The sequence below is a fragment of the Sphingobium amiense genome (assembly GCF_003967075.1).
GTDB classification, from domain to species: domain Bacteria; phylum Pseudomonadota; class Alphaproteobacteria; order Sphingomonadales; family Sphingomonadaceae; genus Sphingobium; species Sphingobium amiense.
This window is the reverse complement of the sequence record NZ_AP018664.1, coordinates 117,794-134,217: the sequence shown is the minus strand read 5'-3', so window position 1 is coordinate 134,217 and position 16,424 is coordinate 117,794. Positions and strand designations below refer to the sequence as shown.

Here is a 16,424-nt window from a genome sequence, read left to right as displayed (position 1 = left end):
TCTATCTTTCCGGCCTCCGCTTCGCTCTGGCCGGGCGGGTTGCTTGCGGGCGCTGCCCTCTGGCACGGCACAACGGCGGACGGGCGGTGTGCCCAGCCTTCCGCGCGGAGATGTGCTCTCGCACCTTCGTCACCACTTAGATCCGCGTGAGCAGGCCGGGTGATCGATGATGACACAATAGTCGGGAGCGGACGCCTTATCGGCAGGGTCGGTTGCAAATCGCAGCAATGGACGTGATTACAGAAGCGAAGATGGAGGCCCGTCGGAATGGCTATGAGAATTTAGGATGCGACCGAAGATTTTGGTCGTGGGCGCCGGCTTTGGCGGAATGGCGGCTGTGAAAGCGCTAAAGCACGCGGATGCGGATGTACTCCTCGTCGATCGTACCAATCACCATCTTTTTCAGCCATTGCTTTATCAGGTCGCGACAGCGGCCCTGTCGCCGGCTGATATCGCCACGGCGAGCCGGGTGCTCCTGAGGCGAAACCGCAATGCGAGCGTCCTGATGGCCGATGTGACTGGCGTCGAACCGACCGCGCAGGTCGTGAAACTCGCAGACGGCAGAACGCTCCGCTACGATTATCTGGTCCTTGCCACTGGCGCGGCGTACAGTTTTTTCGGCCGTGACGAGTGGGCGGACCACGCAAAGGTCCTGAAATCGATCGATGACGCCTTGTCGATCCGGGACCGATTGCTGTTCGCGTTCGAACGCGCCGAGCAATGCGACGATCCTGCGGAGGTGACGAGGCTCCTGACATTCGTAGTCGTCGGGGGCGGTCCGACCGGTGTCGAACTGGCCGGCACCATTGCTGAACTGGCACGGACCACTCTCGCCCGTGATTTCCGGCATATCGATCCCCAATCGGCCCGCATCGTCCTGTGCGAGGCTGGCCAGCATGTCCTGGGCGCATTTCCCGGCGATCTGCCAGACTATGCGTCGGGCGCGCTTCGCTCGCTCGGCGTCGAGGTCCGTCTGGGCGAGGCGGTCACGCTCGTGGATGCGGACGGGATCGTTCTGGGCGATGAGCGGATCGACGCCGCTGTCGTGTTATGGTGCGCGGGCACGCAAGCGCGGCCCGCCGCGATCTGGCTTGGTGCCGCGGCTGCGCGCAATGGCGCCGTCAAGGTGACGGAGAATTGCTCCGTGCCCGGGCATGCCAACATCTTCGCGATCGGCGACGTCGCCAGCTTCGATCCGGGCACGGCCAAACCGCTGCCCGGCCTGGCCCCCGTGGCGAAGCAACAGGGAAAATATGTCGGAAGACTGATTGCCGACCGGATCGCGGGCCGCGAAAAGGCGGTGCCGTTTCGCTATCGCGATCTTGGTACGATGGCGGTCATCGGCAGATCCCGCGCGATCGCCGATTTCGGTCGTTTCCAACTCAAGGGCTTTCTTGCCTGGCTTGGCTGGTCGATGGTCCATCTGATGTTGCTGGTCGATTTCAGAAGCAGGCTGATGGTCTACGTCAATTGGTCGTGGGCCTGGTTCACATATGGCCGCGGCGCGCGCCTGCTGACAGGGCGTGGTGACACCGGCATAGCTAGGAAAGAACGATCCCGATCCGAGAACGAGAAAACATGATATCAGTGCTGCCACGGCCGTCAGAGCGAGCGAAATGATCCGGGCCAGGCTTATTCTTCATGGCAAGGCGGCACAGGAGGAGCGTGTCCGCGCGGCCGTTCAGGCGGCAAGGAACGACGGCCACATGGTCGATGTACGGGTCACTTGGGAAGCGGGCGATGCCCGTCGTTTCACCAGGGACGCTGTCCGCCAGGCCCGGCAGGGCGAGGTGGATCGCATCATCGCCGGTGGAGGCGACGGCACGGTCAATGAGGTCTTTGCGACCGCTTATAAAACGGGATCTTTTGGCGATTGCTCATTTGGCGTGCTGCCGCTCGGCACCGCCAATGATTTTGCACGATCGACGGGAATCCCGGTCGACGATCTGACCGCGGCTTTGCGATTGAGCCTCTGCACGACGGCGCGCCAGATCGACATCGGCATGCTGAATGAAACGCCTTTCGTCAATCTCGTGTCCGGCGGCTTTGGCTCGCGGGTCACTGCGGAAACCGATCCTGCCTTGAAGAGCCGCCTGGGTGGCCTGGCCTATCTTCTTACGGGCATGGGACGGCTCAGGGAGTTCACGGGGTGTAAGGGGCGCTTCCGGACTCCCGATTTCAGTTGGGAAGGTTCGTTTATCGCAATGGCAATCGGCAATGGTCGCCAGGCAGGAGGCGGCATCCAGCTCTGCCCTGGCGCCCTGCTGAACGATGGAGAACTGGATCTGATGATCCTGCCAGAACTCAGCCGCGATGCGGGGCTCAATGTACTTGCCAGCCTTCTGCACGAAGGGCTCGATAGGATCAATGATCTCAAGATTGCCACTCGCAGTCCCTGGATCGAATTCGAGTCCGATCATGATGTCAGCATGAATCTCGACGGGGAACCAATTCAGGTCCGACGTTTTCGTGCGGAGTGTCGAACGCTCGCCATGCCATTGCATCTGGGAAATGATGCCTTGATGACTTAACGCAAGCTCACATTCCGTTCGTTTTTAGCGTTGGTTAGCGTACTATCCGCGCTATACCCTCAATGAGGGTGTTCCGCTCTGAAATATGGTGCGCGCCAGCTTGCGCCGAGAGCAAAGGCGCCCGCGAAACCGGCCTGTGAATTCCGTTGTATGACACCGCGTGTGCGTTGAACCCGTCATTCTTCGGCGGCAGAGCGTGTAAAAGCCTGTAAATCAGGGCATGCTAATGGGAAACAAGGAGCGGCAGCTCTGCGTCAGCGATAAGGGATCGTGTGACACCACCGAACAATCTCTCTGCCGTGCGAGAGCGACTGTAAGCACCCAGGACCAGAAGGCTCGCCTGCTGGGATGCCGCATAATCCAGAATGGTGTCCGCCACGGATTTACCCTGCGACGCCAACTTGGCGATCTCGACAATAGCCCCGTGACGATCGAGATGCGCGAGCAAATTCTCTCCTGGTTCCTCACCATAATAGTCAGGCTTACGATCGCTATGATCTGCCCCCTTCTGAGTGGCCCAGTTTCTATTTTAGAATTGGCCACGAAGGAGGAATGGAATGGCGAGGAAGCACAAGCCGGAAGAGATCATCGGCAAGTTGCGTGAAGCGGAAATCGTGCTGGCGCAGGGCGGGACGGTGGCAGATGCGTGCCGGCGGATTGGCGTTACGGAGCAGAGCTACTATCGCTGGCGCAAGGAATATGGCGGTCAGAAGATGGATCAGGCTCGGCGGATGAAAGAGCTGGAGAAGGAGAACGCCCGGTTGCGGCGGGCGGTGTCTGACCTGACCTTGGACAAGCTGATCCTGCAGGAAGCTTCGAGGGGAAACTTCTGAGCCCCGCGCGCCGACGGCGCTGTATCGATCATATCAGGACCATGATGCCGGTGTCCGAGCGGCGGGTGTGCCGCGTGCTCGGGCAACATCGATCGACACAGCGCAAGGCGCCGCGCGGGGCGGATGACGAAGCTGCGCTGACCGAGGACATCATCGCCTTGGCTCGGCGATACGGTCGCTATGGCTATCGGCGGGTGACGGCTTTGCTGCGAGATGCCGGGTGGCATGTGAACCGCAAGCGGGTGGAGCGCATCTGGCGCCGCGAAGGACTCAAAGTGCCGCACAAGCAACCGAAGCGTGGAAGGCTCTGGCTCAACGACGGTTCATGTATCCGTCTGCGGCCGGAGTATCCGGGCCATGTGTGGTCCTACGACTTCGTCGAGGGGCGCACGCATGACGGTCGCAAGTTCCGCATCCTGTCGATCATCGACGAGGCCAGTCGGGAGTGCCTGGCTCTGCCGGCGGCGCGGCGGTTGCGAAGTGAGGACGTTCTGGCAGCTCTCGCCGAGTTGTTCGTCACACGTGGTCCGCCGGCGCACATACGGTCAGATAACGTCCTAGGTTGGGAAGCAGCGGCGGGAAAAGGCCAGCAGGTCTCGTTGCGCCGAGCGTGATCGGCGCTGATGACTTTTTGATCCAGATGGCTTCCATCGTCAAGGAATGCGCTCTCGGCCATAGCAAACACAGGATCCAGCGACCGCACCGGTCGTGGTCCTCACCGTCCTTAAAATGAGATGCGGATGCCAGATGGAAGGCCCGAACATTATCTACAGGGTCGCGGCTGCGCCCTCACGGCTCCACAGAGAGGGGTCCTTCCATCTGGTGTCCGTCCGTTCGACGAACGGACGGTACTCGGTTCCCGTCTTGATGACGGCGTGCGCGACGCGCGCCATCTTGGCGGTGAGTGCGGTCATCGCCTTGCGGCGGCGATCAGGGTCGTTGCCGTGGCCGGCCACATAGCGACCAAGCTTGTCGCGGAAACTGTTGTCGCGCTGGCGAATGGCGACCTGGGTCGCCATCCAGAAGGTGCGGCGTAGCCGGGCATTGCCGTACTTCGAGAGCTTGGTTCGGCCTCGGAAGGTGCCTGACTGACAGGTGGCCAGGTCGAGCCCGCAAAACTTCAGGAACTGGCGATGATGGTTGAAGCGCCGAAGATCGCCAGCCTCGGCGAGGATCGTCAGCGCGTTGATCGGGCCGATCCCGGGGATCATGCGCAGGAGCTGATAGTCGCGGTTCTCGCTGAGCATGGCATTGGCGGTCCGCTCGATCTCATCGCGTTGCCGGATCAGGCTGCGGGCTTGTGCGATGACCATGCGGAACATGGCGACCGCGACGGATTCCTCGTCGACCGGCAGTGCAACCGAGGCGCAGGCCGTCTCGTAGATATCGTTGATTAAGCGGGCCTTGGAGACCTTGCGGCCGACCAGTGACCAGGCCTCGCGCGTGAAGGCCTCCTGACCGAGCGTCGTCATGCTGGCCGGTGTCGGAAACCGTTCGAGCAGAGCCAGGAACCAGTCGGACCGGCTGTTGCCCGCAAAACGTTCGATCTCGGGAAAATACAAAGGCAGGTAATGGGTCAGGATGCGGTGCCAGGTCTGCGTCTTCGCCTTGGAAATGGCCTCGTGCGTCTTCGACATCTCCTGCAGGTCGTTGATGCCGGCGGCCAGCGGGTCGACGTAGCGCTGAGTGGCGCCGATCTGGAGCATGTGCAGAATTACCTGGGCGTCTTTGGAATCGTTCTTGTCCCAGCCATTATGCAACGCCTCACGCGTCCGTGCCAAGGCGACCGACGAAATCAGGCGCAGCTCGAAACCCGCAGCTAGCAGTCGGTGCGCCAGCGTACGGTGGTAGTTGCCGGTGGCCTCAAAGCCAACGACGATAGGTCTGCCGATGGCTGCCAGATCGTCCGCGAGGCGGTCGTAATCAGCCTTGGTAGCCATGACTGTCATGCGGCGACGTCGTCCGCCCTCCGGGCGTTCGATCAGCACTTCCTGGCGGTGCTTGGACATATCGATGGCTACCAGCACGGCATCGGCCGGAGTAGAACTGCGCTTGGTCATGGTCGGTCAGTCTCCAAAGTGTTGAGTCGACAACTTCACTTTAGAGACCTGCTGGCCGGTCATGGCCGCCTTGATGAAGCCGTCGGGCGCTACGCGCCCTTGTCTCCATCAAGGCGAATGCTGCCTTCGAGGGGCAGCTTCCCAATGTGCTACGGCCCCGAATTTATCGCCAACGCCGTCCAGGAATGGCTGGCGAAGGTCGGTGTGAAGACGCTTTACATCACGCCGGGCAGCCCATGGGAGAATGGCTACTGCGAGAGCTTCAACGGCTCGATGCGCGACGAGCTCTTGAACGGGGAAATCTTCTACACCTTGGCTGAAGCCCAGATCCTGATTGAAGCCTGGCGCCGGCATTACAACACCGTTAGGCCGCACAGCTCGCTGGGCTATCGGCCTCCGGCCCCGGAAACGGCAACACCGCCATGGCTGCCCTCCGGTTCCGCTTCGCTTCACCTGCGGCCAGCCATGGCGCCGGAGGCAGTTTTACACTAACAAATCACACGGACCACTCGGTGGGGGCCGGTCACCAGGCGCTGGCAAATCCCCATCGCGCGCTCGGCCTGTGCAAGCAGTAGAACACCGCCATCCGAGGTAAGCCGGCCACCGTCGAACGCAGCTGTGATTTTCTTGCGGCCGACTGCTGGGAATCCAAATGAGCTTGCGATATCATCGTTCATGGCGGGTGTGGCCCGTGGCATTTTCTGCCCTGCGGCAGGTTCGGCTTAGACACCCAGTTCCTAATTCAGATCAGAGGCTTACGCCACTCCCGCCAACCCTTCAGGACACTTTTGGTGAATAAGGCGGGTTAAGGGTATCTCGGACCTCGACATGCTCTACATCATGCCGAAGGGTGAGTGGGATAACTACAAAGACGGCGGCCAGTCCAAGCTGTTGTCCGACGCCGCCGCCGCCATCCGCGCGCGCTACCCCAAGACGACCGTCAGGGTGGATCGGCTTGTTGTTCAGGCCGTCTATTCCAATTTTACCGTGGAGGCTCAGCCCGTATTCGAGCAGGATGACGGCAGCTTCAAATATCCCGACACCTACAACGGCGGGTCTTGGAAGATCACCAAGCCCCGTGACGAGATACAGGCTATGTCGGAATTTGTGGCGGAGAAGAACAACAACCTCCGGCGGCTCTGCAAGATGGCGCGGGCTTGGAAGAACAAGCACGGAGTGGGGATCGGCGGCCTCCTGATCGACACCCTTGCGCACAACTTCCTAAAATCAACCAGCGAGTATGACGACAAGAGCTATCTTTATTATGACTGGATGAGCCGCGATTTCTTCGCCTATCTCAAGGACTTGCCCAAGCAGGACTACTTTGCTGCGCTGGGGAGCGGCCAGCGGGTGAAGGTGAAAAAGAATTTCCAGCGCAAGGCGAAGAAGGCCCACGAGCTTTGCCTTAAGGCAATCGAGGCCGAGGGCAAGGACAACCAGAACGACAAGTGGCGCGCGGTATACGGACGGCTGTTCCCCGCTGCCGAGAAGGTGGAGAAGGCGGCGCTGACCGACCGCGCGGGCCATGCTGTCCGCATGACGGAGGAGTTCCCCGAGGATGTATTCGCCACCATCGACATTCGTAACAACATCCGTATCGACTGCCAGGTCGAACAGAACGGATTTCGACCCGCTTCCCTGCGGGAGATGCTGAGCAATCGCACCCTGTTAATGCCGCGTAAGAAGCTCACCTTCTCCGTAGTCGAGACGGACATCCCCGGCTCCTACGGTCTGTTCTGGAAAGTGCTCAATCGGGGGCAGGAGGCTATCAACCGTGACTGCATCCGGGGCCAGATAGTCGCCGACGAGGGATACAAGAGGAACGTGGAGCATACGAAATTCAAGGGCGACCACGTTGTCGAGTGCTATGCCCTCATTAACGATGTAGTCGTGGCGACCGACCGCATCCACGTCCCTATCAGCGCGAACCAAGAGGACGAGGATGAATAGGGAGGGGCTGCTCAGGAGCATTGCTGAGACCGGCTACAACGTCGGTTTCGGGGCGAAGAAGAATTTTGCCACGCACGACGTTGTGCAGAAGGCTCCCGGCCTCATCGGCTTCCTCTCGCTCGCCGTGGGCGTCTTCGCGCTCATCTACGAACCACTGAATAGCAAGTGGATTGCCGCGACCCTTGTCGTACTCGGGATCGCGAGCCTCTACGTCACGCACTACGATCACAACAAGGTTGCCTATTGCGAGGAGGGGGAGCGGCTCACGGCCCTGTTCTATCGGCTGCGCGACCTCTACCGCGACGTGCAGGCGACGGGTGAGGACGATGACCTTGCGGTCTACCGCGAGCGCCTAGACGACCTCCAATCGGAGGTGTTCGGCTCCAACCAGTCCAAACAAATCCTCTTCAGCGACTGGTATGCCCACTACAAGTTCTTCTGGCAGCACCAGATTGAATGGATTGACGAGCAGAAGCAATTTACGTTCTGGCGCGACAAAATGCCCCTGTCCCTCTCGCTCACATTAGCTGTAGCAACGCTAACGAGTATAGCCGCTATAGTTTGTCGGCTCATTTGATTCATCCGGCCAGACTCACCACCCGAAAAACCGTCCCGGTTCCTGCGTCTCGCACCAGATCGACGCGGGTGCCGTCCCAATGGTAGTCAAGGTGGCGTCCCTGGATGGGCTCGGAAGCGCAATCGGGGTAGAATAACCCGGCGCATTCACCGCCAGGATGCCGAATGCTCGGATAGACTACGCCATTGGAACCGGCAGCCTTGAGCGTGATCGCGATGCCTTGCGAGCCCGTGTAGCTATCGGAATCGAGGGCAGGATGGTCAGTGGCATCGCCACCCCTGAGATCGTGAAGATCGGCGCCCACCGACAGGACGATCTCGCGAAACTGCGAAGTCCAACCGGGCGCTTCAGCCGTCCGGGCCATGAATCGGGCATGGTGATGGATCGTTTCGAACAGCGCCGTCTCGAAGACCCGTCCCACATAAAGGACGCCGTAGCTGCCATCGGTGAAGCGGCTTGGCCGGTCCGTGCTGACATGCGTAAACGGCGCCATCAGATAGGATGCGCCGTTTCCACCAACCCGGCGTTCGACCGGCACAAGATCGAGATTGCCGATCGTCGCCATGATCCGGGGATTGGTCTTCTGCTCGGCCGAAATCAGCAGGGGCCAGTCGGCAGGGTCGGCGAGATCCTCGAACAGGTCGATCGGCGGAAAGGCGCTGCGGATGATTCTGACCGCGCCCTTCCACTCAACATGGCTGACGGGAATATCGGCGTCGGTCACCAGCCACCGCGTGTCGCATCGAGATAGCGGCGCACACGCATGATGTCGGTAAGTTCACCGCCAAGCATGACGTCGAGCGCGCTCGATCCGGCGAAGGCCGCATTGTCGGCCTTGATCCAAGCGAAGCCTCGCTGGGCTTCGGAAAAGATGATCCGCAGCGCTTTGTGAATCCCCATCAGGTTCGAGAGCCGCGCCGCGCCGTCGCGTGAGACTCGGCCCGGCCCTTCGGCCTTCCAGCGCCGATAGGAACGCACCGGCATATCGAGCAAAGTCGCGGCTTGCTCATCGGTGAGGTCCCATTTTCCGAACAGGTTCAGTACCGCGCGGAACATCGCGGCCGCCTCCTCCTGGGTGACAGGATCGGGCCGGAACGCCTGGGGCACGGTATCAACGGGTTGCAAAGCCAACATATCAAATCTCCATATGGCACTATATGGTATATATGCTGTCATTTGGCAATACTTGCTTCGTTCGCCCGGCAAGCCGAGCCAGAACCACAGCGGCACTTGCCGTCGGCACGAACAACCGCGTCTGATAGCGGATGATCTCGGTAAAGCACCCTTGCGCCTTGTACCAGTCGAGCCGCGCCGCAGACCAACCGGCGAGCTCGAGTCGCTGCGCCCCGTTGACCAGGCTGCGCTTGAGCGTGAGCGCCTCGCGGCCCTTGACCTGCATCGGCCGTCCTGCCGCGAGCACGGTATCGACGATCTGCTCGGCCGAGAACGCGTGTTCGTTCTCAAGACCAAGCGCCTGGCAGAGTTCGGGAACGCAGTGGAGCGGCACCTCGCGGCCGAGCAGCGAGCGCCCGTCGCGCGCCGAAATCCGGCTCACCCGAACATAATCGGACGGGAGCTTGTCCCACACCGGCAGCAGCAGGCCGGTCGCGAGATGCAGGCGTTCGCGCTTGTGGCTCGCGGCCGCCTCGTCGACCTCTACCTGCCAGAGGCGGTGGAACTCGGCGGGATCGACCGGCTCCCAGTTGCTCTCCTCAAGCTGCTCGGCGGTGAGATGGCCATGTTTCAAGGGCCGGACCAGTTCGAAGCGGGCAACCCGGGTTCCGTCATCAGCGAGCAGGCTGCGCGCCGGGACAAGCAGCCCGATCCGGCCTGAACGGGCATTGCGCAGAAACTGCTGGCGCTCGCCCGAAAAGCCGTAAAGCTCCTCAAGCCGTTCAAGGCGCAACGGCTTCAGCGCGCGGGCGATCTCAAGTTCGAGGAGGTGCGTCGTCGCACCCGAAAGCGCATCGGTGCGCAACAGCGTGTCGGAGAGCATATCGAAATGCTCGACTGCGATGGTCTCGACCCCGAGATCGAGCGTACCCGCCTGCCGCGCGGCATCGATCCGTGCTTCGACGAGGCCGAGGAACTCATCGAAAATGCCATTCTGCAAGCCGATCGGTAGCGCGAGGATGCGGTTGAGCCAGCGCTGGATCGAAGGGAGATCATCGACCATCGAGCCGTCGGAGCCTTCGATCCTGAGTCCGGTCAGTTCCTCGAACCGCGCGAGGGTCACGGCTTCGAGCTTGCCGATGAACAGCAGGCCGAACCAGCGGTGGAGCGCTTCCTTGGCATAGGCGCTTTCGAGATTGTCGGCGGGATCGAACAGGTTCTGTCCACCGGTCTGGCGCTGGCCGCGGGTGAGCGCACCGAGGCTGTCGAGCCGCCGGGCGATGGTCGAGATAAACCGGCGTTCGCCCCGCACATCGGTGGTGACGGGACGGAACAGCGGCGCCGAGGCCTGATTGGTGCGGTTGGTCCGGCCGAGCCCCTGGATCGCGGCATCGGCCCGCCAGCCCGGCTCGAGCAGGAAATGAACCCGCCGAGCCTGGTTCTTCGCGGCGAGGTCGGCGTGGTAGCTGCGTCCGGTGCCGCCGGCATCGGAGAAGACCAGGACCTGCTTGATTCCGTCCATGAACGCTTGGGTCTCGGCGACATTGGCGCGGGGGCTGCGTGACTGGAGTTGCTGACGCCCGTCGCGCCCGACGATCAGGCGGCGGGTACGCCCGGTAACCTCGGCGACCTGGTCGCCCCCGAACCGCTCGATGATCGCGTCGAGCGCGGTAGCGATCGGCGGCAAGGCGCAGAGCTGCTCGATCATCCGGTCGCGCGCGGCGAGCGCCGAGCGGCACAGCACCGGTGCACCGTTCTCGTCGTTCATCGGCTCGGAACGCGGATTGCCGTTCTCGTCGGTGAAAACAGCCATCAGCCGCACCGGGAAGCTTTTGGTGAGGTAGTCGATCACATATTCTTTGCAGTCGCAGTTTATGTCGAGCGTGGTGGCGGGAGGCGCAGGTTTCCTTCGGTTTTCCATGATTTCACTCCAGATAATTACGGTTCCCTCGACCTCAACAAGTCGAAGGAACCAACATGCGATCAAGATCATCATTGCCGTTTCGAGCGGCCCCGCTCCGGGTCGAAGACCCGCCCAGTCACGGCACCCTTCTCACCACATTCCTCTCCTCTCAGTCGCTCGACGAGAAGTCAGGCTGTGCGGTTCTGTATGGCGCGGCGGTCCGCCATTTCCTGCATTGGCTGGGCCTGCATAGGATCGCCATCCGCACGATTGACGATCGGGCTGTCCGGCGGTTCGAAAAGCATGGGTGCCGGTGCCACCGGTATTCGGCGCAGCAAGCGCACTACAAGGCTGACCAAGCAGCAAGGGTCAGGCGCTTCGTCCGGTTCCTGGAAGATCAAGGCTACGTCGAAGTCGACGACGGGATCGACGATCTGCCACGGCACCTCGCCGACTATTCCGATGCGATCGATCGCCTGCAACTTGCCGAGGGACCGGCACAGGCCTATCGGTCCGAGGCCGAGCATTTCGTGGCCTGGCTTCGCATGGCGCGGCGCCAATGGATCGATATCGATGACACGATCATCGACCACTATGCAGCGCATGATTGCCGATGCCCGGTCTGGCGCAAGCGGGGCAAGTTGGTCGCAACGGGCACCAAGCGGCGGCGGCGATGCGCACGGCACTTCGTCGAGTTCCTGCGAGGCCGGGGCGCCATCCCATTGGTTGAACCGGTGGCGGACGATGACCCGCACATGTCGGCTTACTTGGCATGGCTCAAGCAACACCGCGGCGCCACGGACGAGACGATCCGGCGCTACCGGACTGATATCAGACGGCTCATGCCAATGCTGGGCGAGCCTGCGCAATGGGATGCCGCCGGACTCAGGAGCGCATTCCAACGACGAAGCAAGGAGACGCCGGGGTCGGCATCGCTGCTCGTCACGATAATGAGGAGCTACATCCGGTTTCTGGTCGTGCGTGGCGAGTGCCGGCCGGCATTGTTGCATGCAGTTCCATCAGTACAGCGCTACCGCCTTTCGACGCTGCCGCGCCACGTCGACCCGGCAACGATCGAGAGGATCATTGCGGCCTGTCCGACAGATCGTCCGGTGGAAGTCCGGGACAAGGCCATCATTCTCCTGCTCGCCAGGCTCGGCCTGCGGGCTGCCGATATTCAGAACATGCGTCTCGACGACATCGACTGGCGATCCGGCCACCTGACGGTCAAGGGCAAGACGCGTCGACCGGACCGCCTGCCATTGCCGCAGGATGTTGGCGACGCGATCCTGGCATATCTTGCGGCAGCCCGCCCGAAGGCCGCCGAAGAGCATCTGTTCCTGCGTGCACAAGCACCGTTTCGGCCATTCCGCTCGTCCGCTGAGATAGCGGGCATCGTCGCTCGTACGCGCGACCGCGGTGGGATCGAAGGAGTGCCGACCGGGTCGCACATATTCCGGCATTCGCTTGCCACCAACCTGCTGCGCGCGGGCGCAGGCCTGGAGTCCGTCGGGACCATCCTGCGTCACAGCTCGCCCGAGACCACTGCCATCTACGCCAAGGTCGATCTGCCGATGCTCATGAAGATCGCGCAGCCCTGGCCGGGAGAACAGTCATGCTGAACATCCACATTTCCAGATACGTGGCGCTGCATCGCAGCCTCGGGCTGAAGTTCTCTGAACAGGAACGCATGCTGCGCCTGTACGCCGCCTACGCCGGGGGTTTCGGCGATCGGCACACTCAGGTCCAGCGCATCTACGACTGGTGCCATACGTCGAGCTCACAATATGTGGCCCGCCGGAGGTTCGACACCGCACGTAACTTCAGCCTTTTCGCTCACGCCGAAGATTCAGGCCACGAAGTTCCGCCTGCCGGCGTCTTCGGTCGGGGCAAGCGGCCACGCCCGACGCCGACCATCATTGAGCCGGACCAGGTGCGGGCGATCATGACTGCTGCATTGGACGTTCCACCCCAAGGCACGATCAGCCCACACACGTACCATTACCTGTTCGGGCTGCTGGCGGCGACAGGTCTCCGGATTTCCGAGGCCCTCGCATTACAATGCAAAGATCTGGTCGAGGATGGCCTGATCGTCCGCAACGGCAAGTTTGGCAAGCAGCGGCTGATTGCCTTGCAGCCATCGACGCGCCAAGCACTCGAAGCCTATCTCGCCCTCCGCGAGAAGCACGCGGCCAGGGGCAACGACCTGTTCGTCACTATCCGGGGACGGGCACCGCACAAGGTGCGCGCCCACGTCGTGTTCGTCAGATTGGCCCGGCAGCTCGGATATCGTGGACCAACCGGTACGGCGGGCATGCGACTCCACGATCTGCGGCACACCTTCGCTGTCCGTTCCCTTGAGTCCTGCCCACCTGACAGGGAGGCCATCGCTCACCACATGGCCGGTCTCAGTGTCTATCTGGGGCACGCGTCGGTCGCCAACACGTACTGGTATCTCGAGGCCACTCCGGTGCTGCTGCGCGACATTGCGGCTGCGAGCGAGCAGCTTTACCGGGGAGAGGCGGCATGACGGCGCTCGCTCCGCATCTCTCGGCATACCTGCGTGAGCATCTGCCACGCGAACGTGCTGTCAGCCCGCACACAGTGAAGACTTATGCCAACTGCTTCGTCCTCCTCGTTCAGTTCGCTGCCGATCGGCTGAAGCGTCGGCCGACCGATCTTGAGATCGAGGATCTCGGCCCCGACATGATCATGGCTTTCCTGGACCATGTCGAGACCGGGCGCGGCAGCTGTGTGCGGACCCGCAATGGCAGGCTCGCCGCGATCCGGTCCTTCTTCCGGTACATCGAGTATCGGATTCCGGCCTGCCTGGATCTGGCCCTCCGCGTCAGATCGATCCCGACCAAGAAGACCGACAAGGCGCTGATCGACTACCTCGACCGGGCCGAGATCAAGGCTTTGCTCGATGCCCCGGATCCCCGGACACGCCTTGGCACCCGCGATCGCGCGATGCTGCATCTGGCTGTTGATTTCCACTGAGAGTTGACCCGGGAGGGGCATAAGTTTCCACTGAGAAGTGACCCATGTTTTGACTTCCCTCTGGCTGATTGGTCGGAGGATTCAGGAGTGATCGACATGGCGTTATTGAGTGTAATCCGGCGCTGGCATTTCCGGCAGCAGGTTCCGATCCGGGAGATCGAGCGGCGCACTGGTTTGTCGCGCAACACGATCCGCAAGTACCTGCGGGCGGACACGGTAGAGCCGCAGTTCAAGGTTCCCGAGCGGCCGAGCAAGCTGGACCCGTATGCGGAGAAGCTGTCAGGCTGGCTGCGGATCGAGGCTGGCAAGTCGCGCAAGCAGCGGCGCACGGCGAAGCAGATGCACGCCGATCTCGTGGTCCTGGGCTATAACGGCTCATACGGGCGCGTTGCGGCCTTCGTGCGGACCTGGAAGGCCGATCGTCAGCGCGAGCAGCAGACCAGTGGTCGCGGCACGTTCGTGCCGCTGGTCTTTGCGCCGGGCGAGGCGTTCCAGTTCGACTGGAGCGAGGACTGGGCCTTGCTGGGCGGCAAGCAGACCAAGCTGCAGGTGGCGCACACCAAGCTGTCACACAGCCGCGCCTTCACCGTCCGAGCTTATCTGCTCCAGACTCACGAGATGCTGTTCGACGCTCTGACCCAGGCCTTCCGGGTGCTGGGCGGCGTGCCGCAGCGCGGGATTTTCGACAACATGAAGACCGCGGTTGATCGGATCGGCACGGGCAAGGCTCGGCAGGTCAACGCGCGCTTTGCCGCGATGGCCAGTCATTACCTGTTCGAGCCCGAGTTCTGTAACCCGGCTTCCGGTTGGGAGAAGGGACAGGTCGAGAAGAACGTGCAGGATGCACGGCGCCGGCTGTGGCAACCCATGCCCAGCTTCCCCGACATCGATGCGCTCAACGTCTGGCTCGAGGAGCAGTGCATCGCGCAATGGGGTCAGATCCAGCATGGCGTCCTGCCCGGCACCATCGCCGATGTGCATGCCGAAGAGGTCGCCAGTCTGATGCCGCTGGGCCGGCCCTTCGATGGCTTCGTCGAGCACACCAAGCGGGTATCGCCGACCTGCCTGGTCTCCTTCGAGCGCAATCGCTACAGCGTGCCAGCCTCTTTCGCCAACCGGCCGGTGAGCCTGCGGGTCTACCCTGACCGGCTCGTCATCGCCGCCGAGGGCCAGGTCCTGTGCGAGCATGGCCGGATCATCGAGCGGTCCCATGACCAGCCAGGGCGGACCATCTATGACTGGCGGCATTACCTGGCGGTGATCCAGCGCAAGCCTGGCGCCCTGCGCAACGGCGCGCCCTTTGCCGAGATGCCCGAGGCCTTCCGGCAGTTGCAGGGCTTCCTGCTCAAGCGCCCCGGCGGTGACCGGGAGATGGTGGAGATCCTCGCGCTGGTCCTGCAACATGATGAGCAGGCGGTGCTCTGTTCCGTCGAACTGGCGCTGGAAGCTGGCGTGCCGACCAAGACCCATATCCTCAACATCCTCCACCGGCTGCTCGACGGCAAGCCAACCAGCATCGCCGCCATCGATACCCCACAGGCGTTGAGCCTGCGCCGGGAGCCGAAGGCCAATGTCGCGCGCTATGATACGCTGCGCGGGAAGGATCTGCGTCATGCGTCATGATCCCGCCAGCGCCGCCGTCATGGTCATGCTGCGCTCCCTCAAGATGTACGGCATGGCCCAGGCCGTCGCTGACCTCATCGAGCAGGGGGCACCCGCCTTCGATGCGGCCATCCCCATCCTCTCCCAGTTGCTCAAGGCCGAGATGGCCGAGCGCGAGGTTCGGTCCATCGCCTACCAGATCAAGGCGGCCCGGTTCCCGGCCTACAAGGACCTGGCCGGCTTCGACTTCGCTTCCAGCGAGGTCAACGAAGCCATGGTCCGCCAGTTGCATCGCGGCGAGTTTATCGATGGCGCCCATAACGTCGTCCTGATCGGTGGCCCCGGCACCGGCAAGACGCACGTCGCCACCGCACTTGGCGTCCAGGCGGTCGAGCATCACCGCAAGAAGGTCCGCTTCTTCGCCACCGTCGACCTGGTCAACGCGCTGGAACAGGAAAAGGCCATGAACAAGGCAGGCCAACTGTCCGAACGGCTCCTGCGCCTCGACCTCGTCATCCTCGACGAGCTCGGATACTTGCCGTTCAGCCCGTCAGGCGGCGCGCTGCTGTTCCACCTGCTGAGCAAGCTTTACGAGCGCACCAGCGTCGTCATCACCACCAACCTCAGCTTCAGCGAATGGGCTGGCGTGTTCGGTGATGCCAAGATGACAACGGCTCTGCTGGACCGGCTCACCCACCACTGTCACATCCTCGAGACCGGCAATGACAGCTTTCGGTTCAGGGCCAGCGCCGCGGACCCCAAATCACGAAAGGAAAAATAACCCGCTTGACCCACCACCCGCATAGCGGGACATACCTTCCAACCGGGTCACTTCTCGATGAAAATCCCGGGTCA

General features: G+C 62.1%; 13 protein-coding genes and 4 pseudogenes. 11 read left to right on the top strand and 6 right to left on the bottom strand.

Annotated elements, in window-relative coordinates; all coding sequences use genetic code 11:
- Positions 1 to 286 precede the first annotated feature (286 nt).
- Positions 287 to 1,582 carry an NAD(P)/FAD-dependent oxidoreductase gene (locus tag SAMIE_RS00690; RefSeq protein ID WP_066703033.1) on the top strand — a complete coding sequence of 432 codons (1,296 nt, stop codon included), beginning with the start codon at positions 287 to 289 and terminating at the stop codon, positions 1,580 to 1,582.
- 34 nt (positions 1,583 to 1,616) lie between these two features.
- On the top strand, positions 1,617 to 2,531 hold the full coding sequence (gene yegS, locus SAMIE_RS00685; RefSeq protein WP_066522403.1) for a lipid kinase YegS: 915 nt from the start codon (positions 1,617 to 1,619) through the stop codon (positions 2,529 to 2,531).
- A 223-nt stretch (positions 2,532 to 2,754) separates the two neighbouring features.
- Here yegS and SAMIE_RS24075 read toward each other — a convergent pair whose 3' ends face one another.
- Positions 2,755 to 2,931, bottom strand: a complete 177-nt coding sequence (locus SAMIE_RS24075; RefSeq protein ID WP_408641270.1) for a universal stress protein — start codon at positions 2,929 to 2,931, stop codon at positions 2,755 to 2,757.
- 157 nt (positions 2,932 to 3,088) lie between these two features.
- Here SAMIE_RS24075 and SAMIE_RS00675 point away from each other — a divergent pair.
- A pseudogene (locus SAMIE_RS00675) lies at positions 3,089 to 3,918 on the top strand (IS3 family transposase); the annotation flags it as partial.
- A 213-nt stretch (positions 3,919 to 4,131) separates the two neighbouring features.
- Here the strand turns inward: SAMIE_RS00675 and SAMIE_RS00670 are convergent.
- Positions 4,132 to 5,424 (bottom strand): IS110 family RNA-guided transposase, encoded by a 1,293-nt coding sequence (locus tag SAMIE_RS00670; RefSeq protein ID WP_019052494.1) that lies wholly within the window; start codon positions 5,422 to 5,424, stop codon positions 4,132 to 4,134.
- Between the two features lie 153 nt (positions 5,425 to 5,577).
- Here SAMIE_RS00670 and SAMIE_RS00665 point away from each other — a divergent pair.
- Positions 5,578 to 5,916, top strand: a pseudogene (locus tag SAMIE_RS00665) (integrase core domain-containing protein); the annotation flags it as partial.
- 35 nt (positions 5,917 to 5,951) lie between these two features.
- Here SAMIE_RS00665 and SAMIE_RS00660 read toward each other — a convergent pair.
- Positions 5,952 to 6,101, bottom strand: a pseudogene (locus tag SAMIE_RS00660) (transposase); the annotation flags it as partial.
- 118 nt (positions 6,102 to 6,219) lie between these two features.
- Between SAMIE_RS00660 and SAMIE_RS00655 the strand changes: the two are divergent.
- Positions 6,220 to 7,374, top strand: a complete 1,155-nt coding sequence (locus tag SAMIE_RS00655) for a nucleotide-binding domain-containing protein (RefSeq protein WP_332004652.1) — start codon at positions 6,220 to 6,222, stop codon at positions 7,372 to 7,374.
- Entirely contained in the window at positions 7,367 to 7,951 is a 585-nt protein-coding gene (locus tag SAMIE_RS00650) for an SLATT domain-containing protein (RefSeq protein WP_066704264.1), read from the top strand. Before SAMIE_RS00655 ends, SAMIE_RS00650 begins: the two co-directional genes overlap by 8 nt.
- A 1-nt stretch (position 7,952) precedes the next feature.
- Here SAMIE_RS00650 and SAMIE_RS00645 read toward each other — a convergent pair whose 3' ends face one another.
- The 3 genes from SAMIE_RS00645 to SAMIE_RS00635 are packed head-to-tail and all read right to left on the bottom strand — an operon-like array spanning position 7,953 to position 10,832.
- Positions 7,953 to 8,675, bottom strand: coding sequence for an RES family NAD+ phosphorylase (locus tag SAMIE_RS00645; protein WP_408641251.1), 723 nt, complete (start codon positions 8,673 to 8,675; stop codon positions 7,953 to 7,955).
- The gene (locus SAMIE_RS00640; protein WP_066704270.1) at positions 8,672 to 9,085 is read right to left on the bottom strand and encodes an MbcA/ParS/Xre antitoxin family protein; all 414 of its coding nucleotides are present in this window, start codon (positions 9,083 to 9,085) and stop codon (positions 8,672 to 8,674) included. Before SAMIE_RS00640 ends, SAMIE_RS00645 begins: the two co-directional genes overlap by 4 nt.
- A gap of 19 nt (positions 9,086 to 9,104) precedes the next feature.
- A complete protein-coding gene (locus SAMIE_RS00635; protein ID WP_232037441.1) occupies positions 9,105 to 10,832 on the bottom strand; it encodes a strawberry notch C-terminal domain-containing protein in 1,728 nt (575 codons plus the stop codon).
- Positions 10,833 to 11,041: 209 nt separating this feature from the next.
- On the opposite strand from SAMIE_RS00635, the gene SAMIE_RS00630 reads away from it, so the two are divergent.
- The 5 genes and pseudogenes from SAMIE_RS00630 to istB all read left to right on the top strand — a co-directional run bounded on the left by SAMIE_RS00630 (position 11,042) and on the right by istB (position 16,350).
- Entirely contained in the window at positions 11,042 to 12,589 is a 1,548-nt protein-coding gene (locus tag SAMIE_RS00630; RefSeq protein ID WP_126516688.1) for a tyrosine-type recombinase/integrase, read from the top strand.
- Complete coding sequence (locus SAMIE_RS00625; protein ID WP_019053427.1) at positions 12,583 to 13,497, top strand: tyrosine-type recombinase/integrase; 915 nt, start codon at positions 12,583 to 12,585, stop codon at positions 13,495 to 13,497. The genes SAMIE_RS00630 and SAMIE_RS00625 overlap by 7 nt, the downstream gene beginning before the upstream one ends.
- Positions 13,494 to 13,949: pseudogene (locus SAMIE_RS00620) on the top strand (tyrosine-type recombinase/integrase); the annotation flags it as partial. The gene SAMIE_RS00625 and the pseudogene SAMIE_RS00620, both read left to right, overlap by 4 nt.
- Before the next feature lie 114 nt (positions 13,950 to 14,063).
- A complete protein-coding gene (gene istA, locus SAMIE_RS00615) occupies positions 14,064 to 15,590 on the top strand; it encodes an IS21 family transposase (RefSeq protein WP_066704330.1) in 1,527 nt (508 codons plus the stop codon).
- A complete protein-coding gene (istB, locus tag SAMIE_RS00610) occupies positions 15,580 to 16,350 on the top strand; it encodes an IS21-like element helper ATPase IstB (RefSeq protein WP_066704332.1) in 771 nt (256 codons plus the stop codon). The genes istA and istB overlap by 11 nt, the downstream gene beginning before the upstream one ends.
- The last annotated feature ends 74 nt before the right edge of the window (positions 16,351 to 16,424 follow it).

Bases quoted from the DNA above. Each gene is read 5' to 3' on its own strand.
- SAMIE_RS00690 (WP_066703033.1), top strand. From the start codon at position 287: ATGCGACCGAAGATTTTGGTCGTGGGCGCCGGCTTTGGCGGAATGGCG.
- yegS (WP_066522403.1), top strand. From the start codon at position 1,617: ATGATCCGGGCCAGGCTTATTCTTCATGGCAAGGCGGCACAGGAGGAG.
- SAMIE_RS00670 (WP_019052494.1), bottom strand. From the start codon at position 5,424: ATGACCAAGCGCAGTTCTACTCCGGCCGATGCCGTGCTGGTAGCCATC.
- SAMIE_RS00650 (WP_066704264.1), top strand. From the start codon at position 7,367: ATGAATAGGGAGGGGCTGCTCAGGAGCATTGCTGAGACCGGCTACAAC.
- SAMIE_RS00640 (WP_066704270.1), bottom strand. From the start codon at position 9,085: ATGTTGGCTTTGCAACCCGTTGATACCGTGCCCCAGGCGTTCCGGCCC.
- SAMIE_RS00635 (WP_232037441.1), bottom strand. From the start codon at position 10,832: ATGAACGACGAGAACGGTGCACCGGTGCTGTGCCGCTCGGCGCTCGCC.
- SAMIE_RS00630 (WP_126516688.1), top strand. From the start codon at position 11,042: ATGCGATCAAGATCATCATTGCCGTTTCGAGCGGCCCCGCTCCGGGTC.
- SAMIE_RS00625 (WP_019053427.1), top strand. From the start codon at position 12,583: ATGCTGAACATCCACATTTCCAGATACGTGGCGCTGCATCGCAGCCTC.
- istA (WP_066704330.1), top strand. From the start codon at position 14,064: ATGGCGTTATTGAGTGTAATCCGGCGCTGGCATTTCCGGCAGCAGGTT.
- istB (WP_066704332.1), top strand. From the start codon at position 15,580: ATGCGTCATGATCCCGCCAGCGCCGCCGTCATGGTCATGCTGCGCTCC.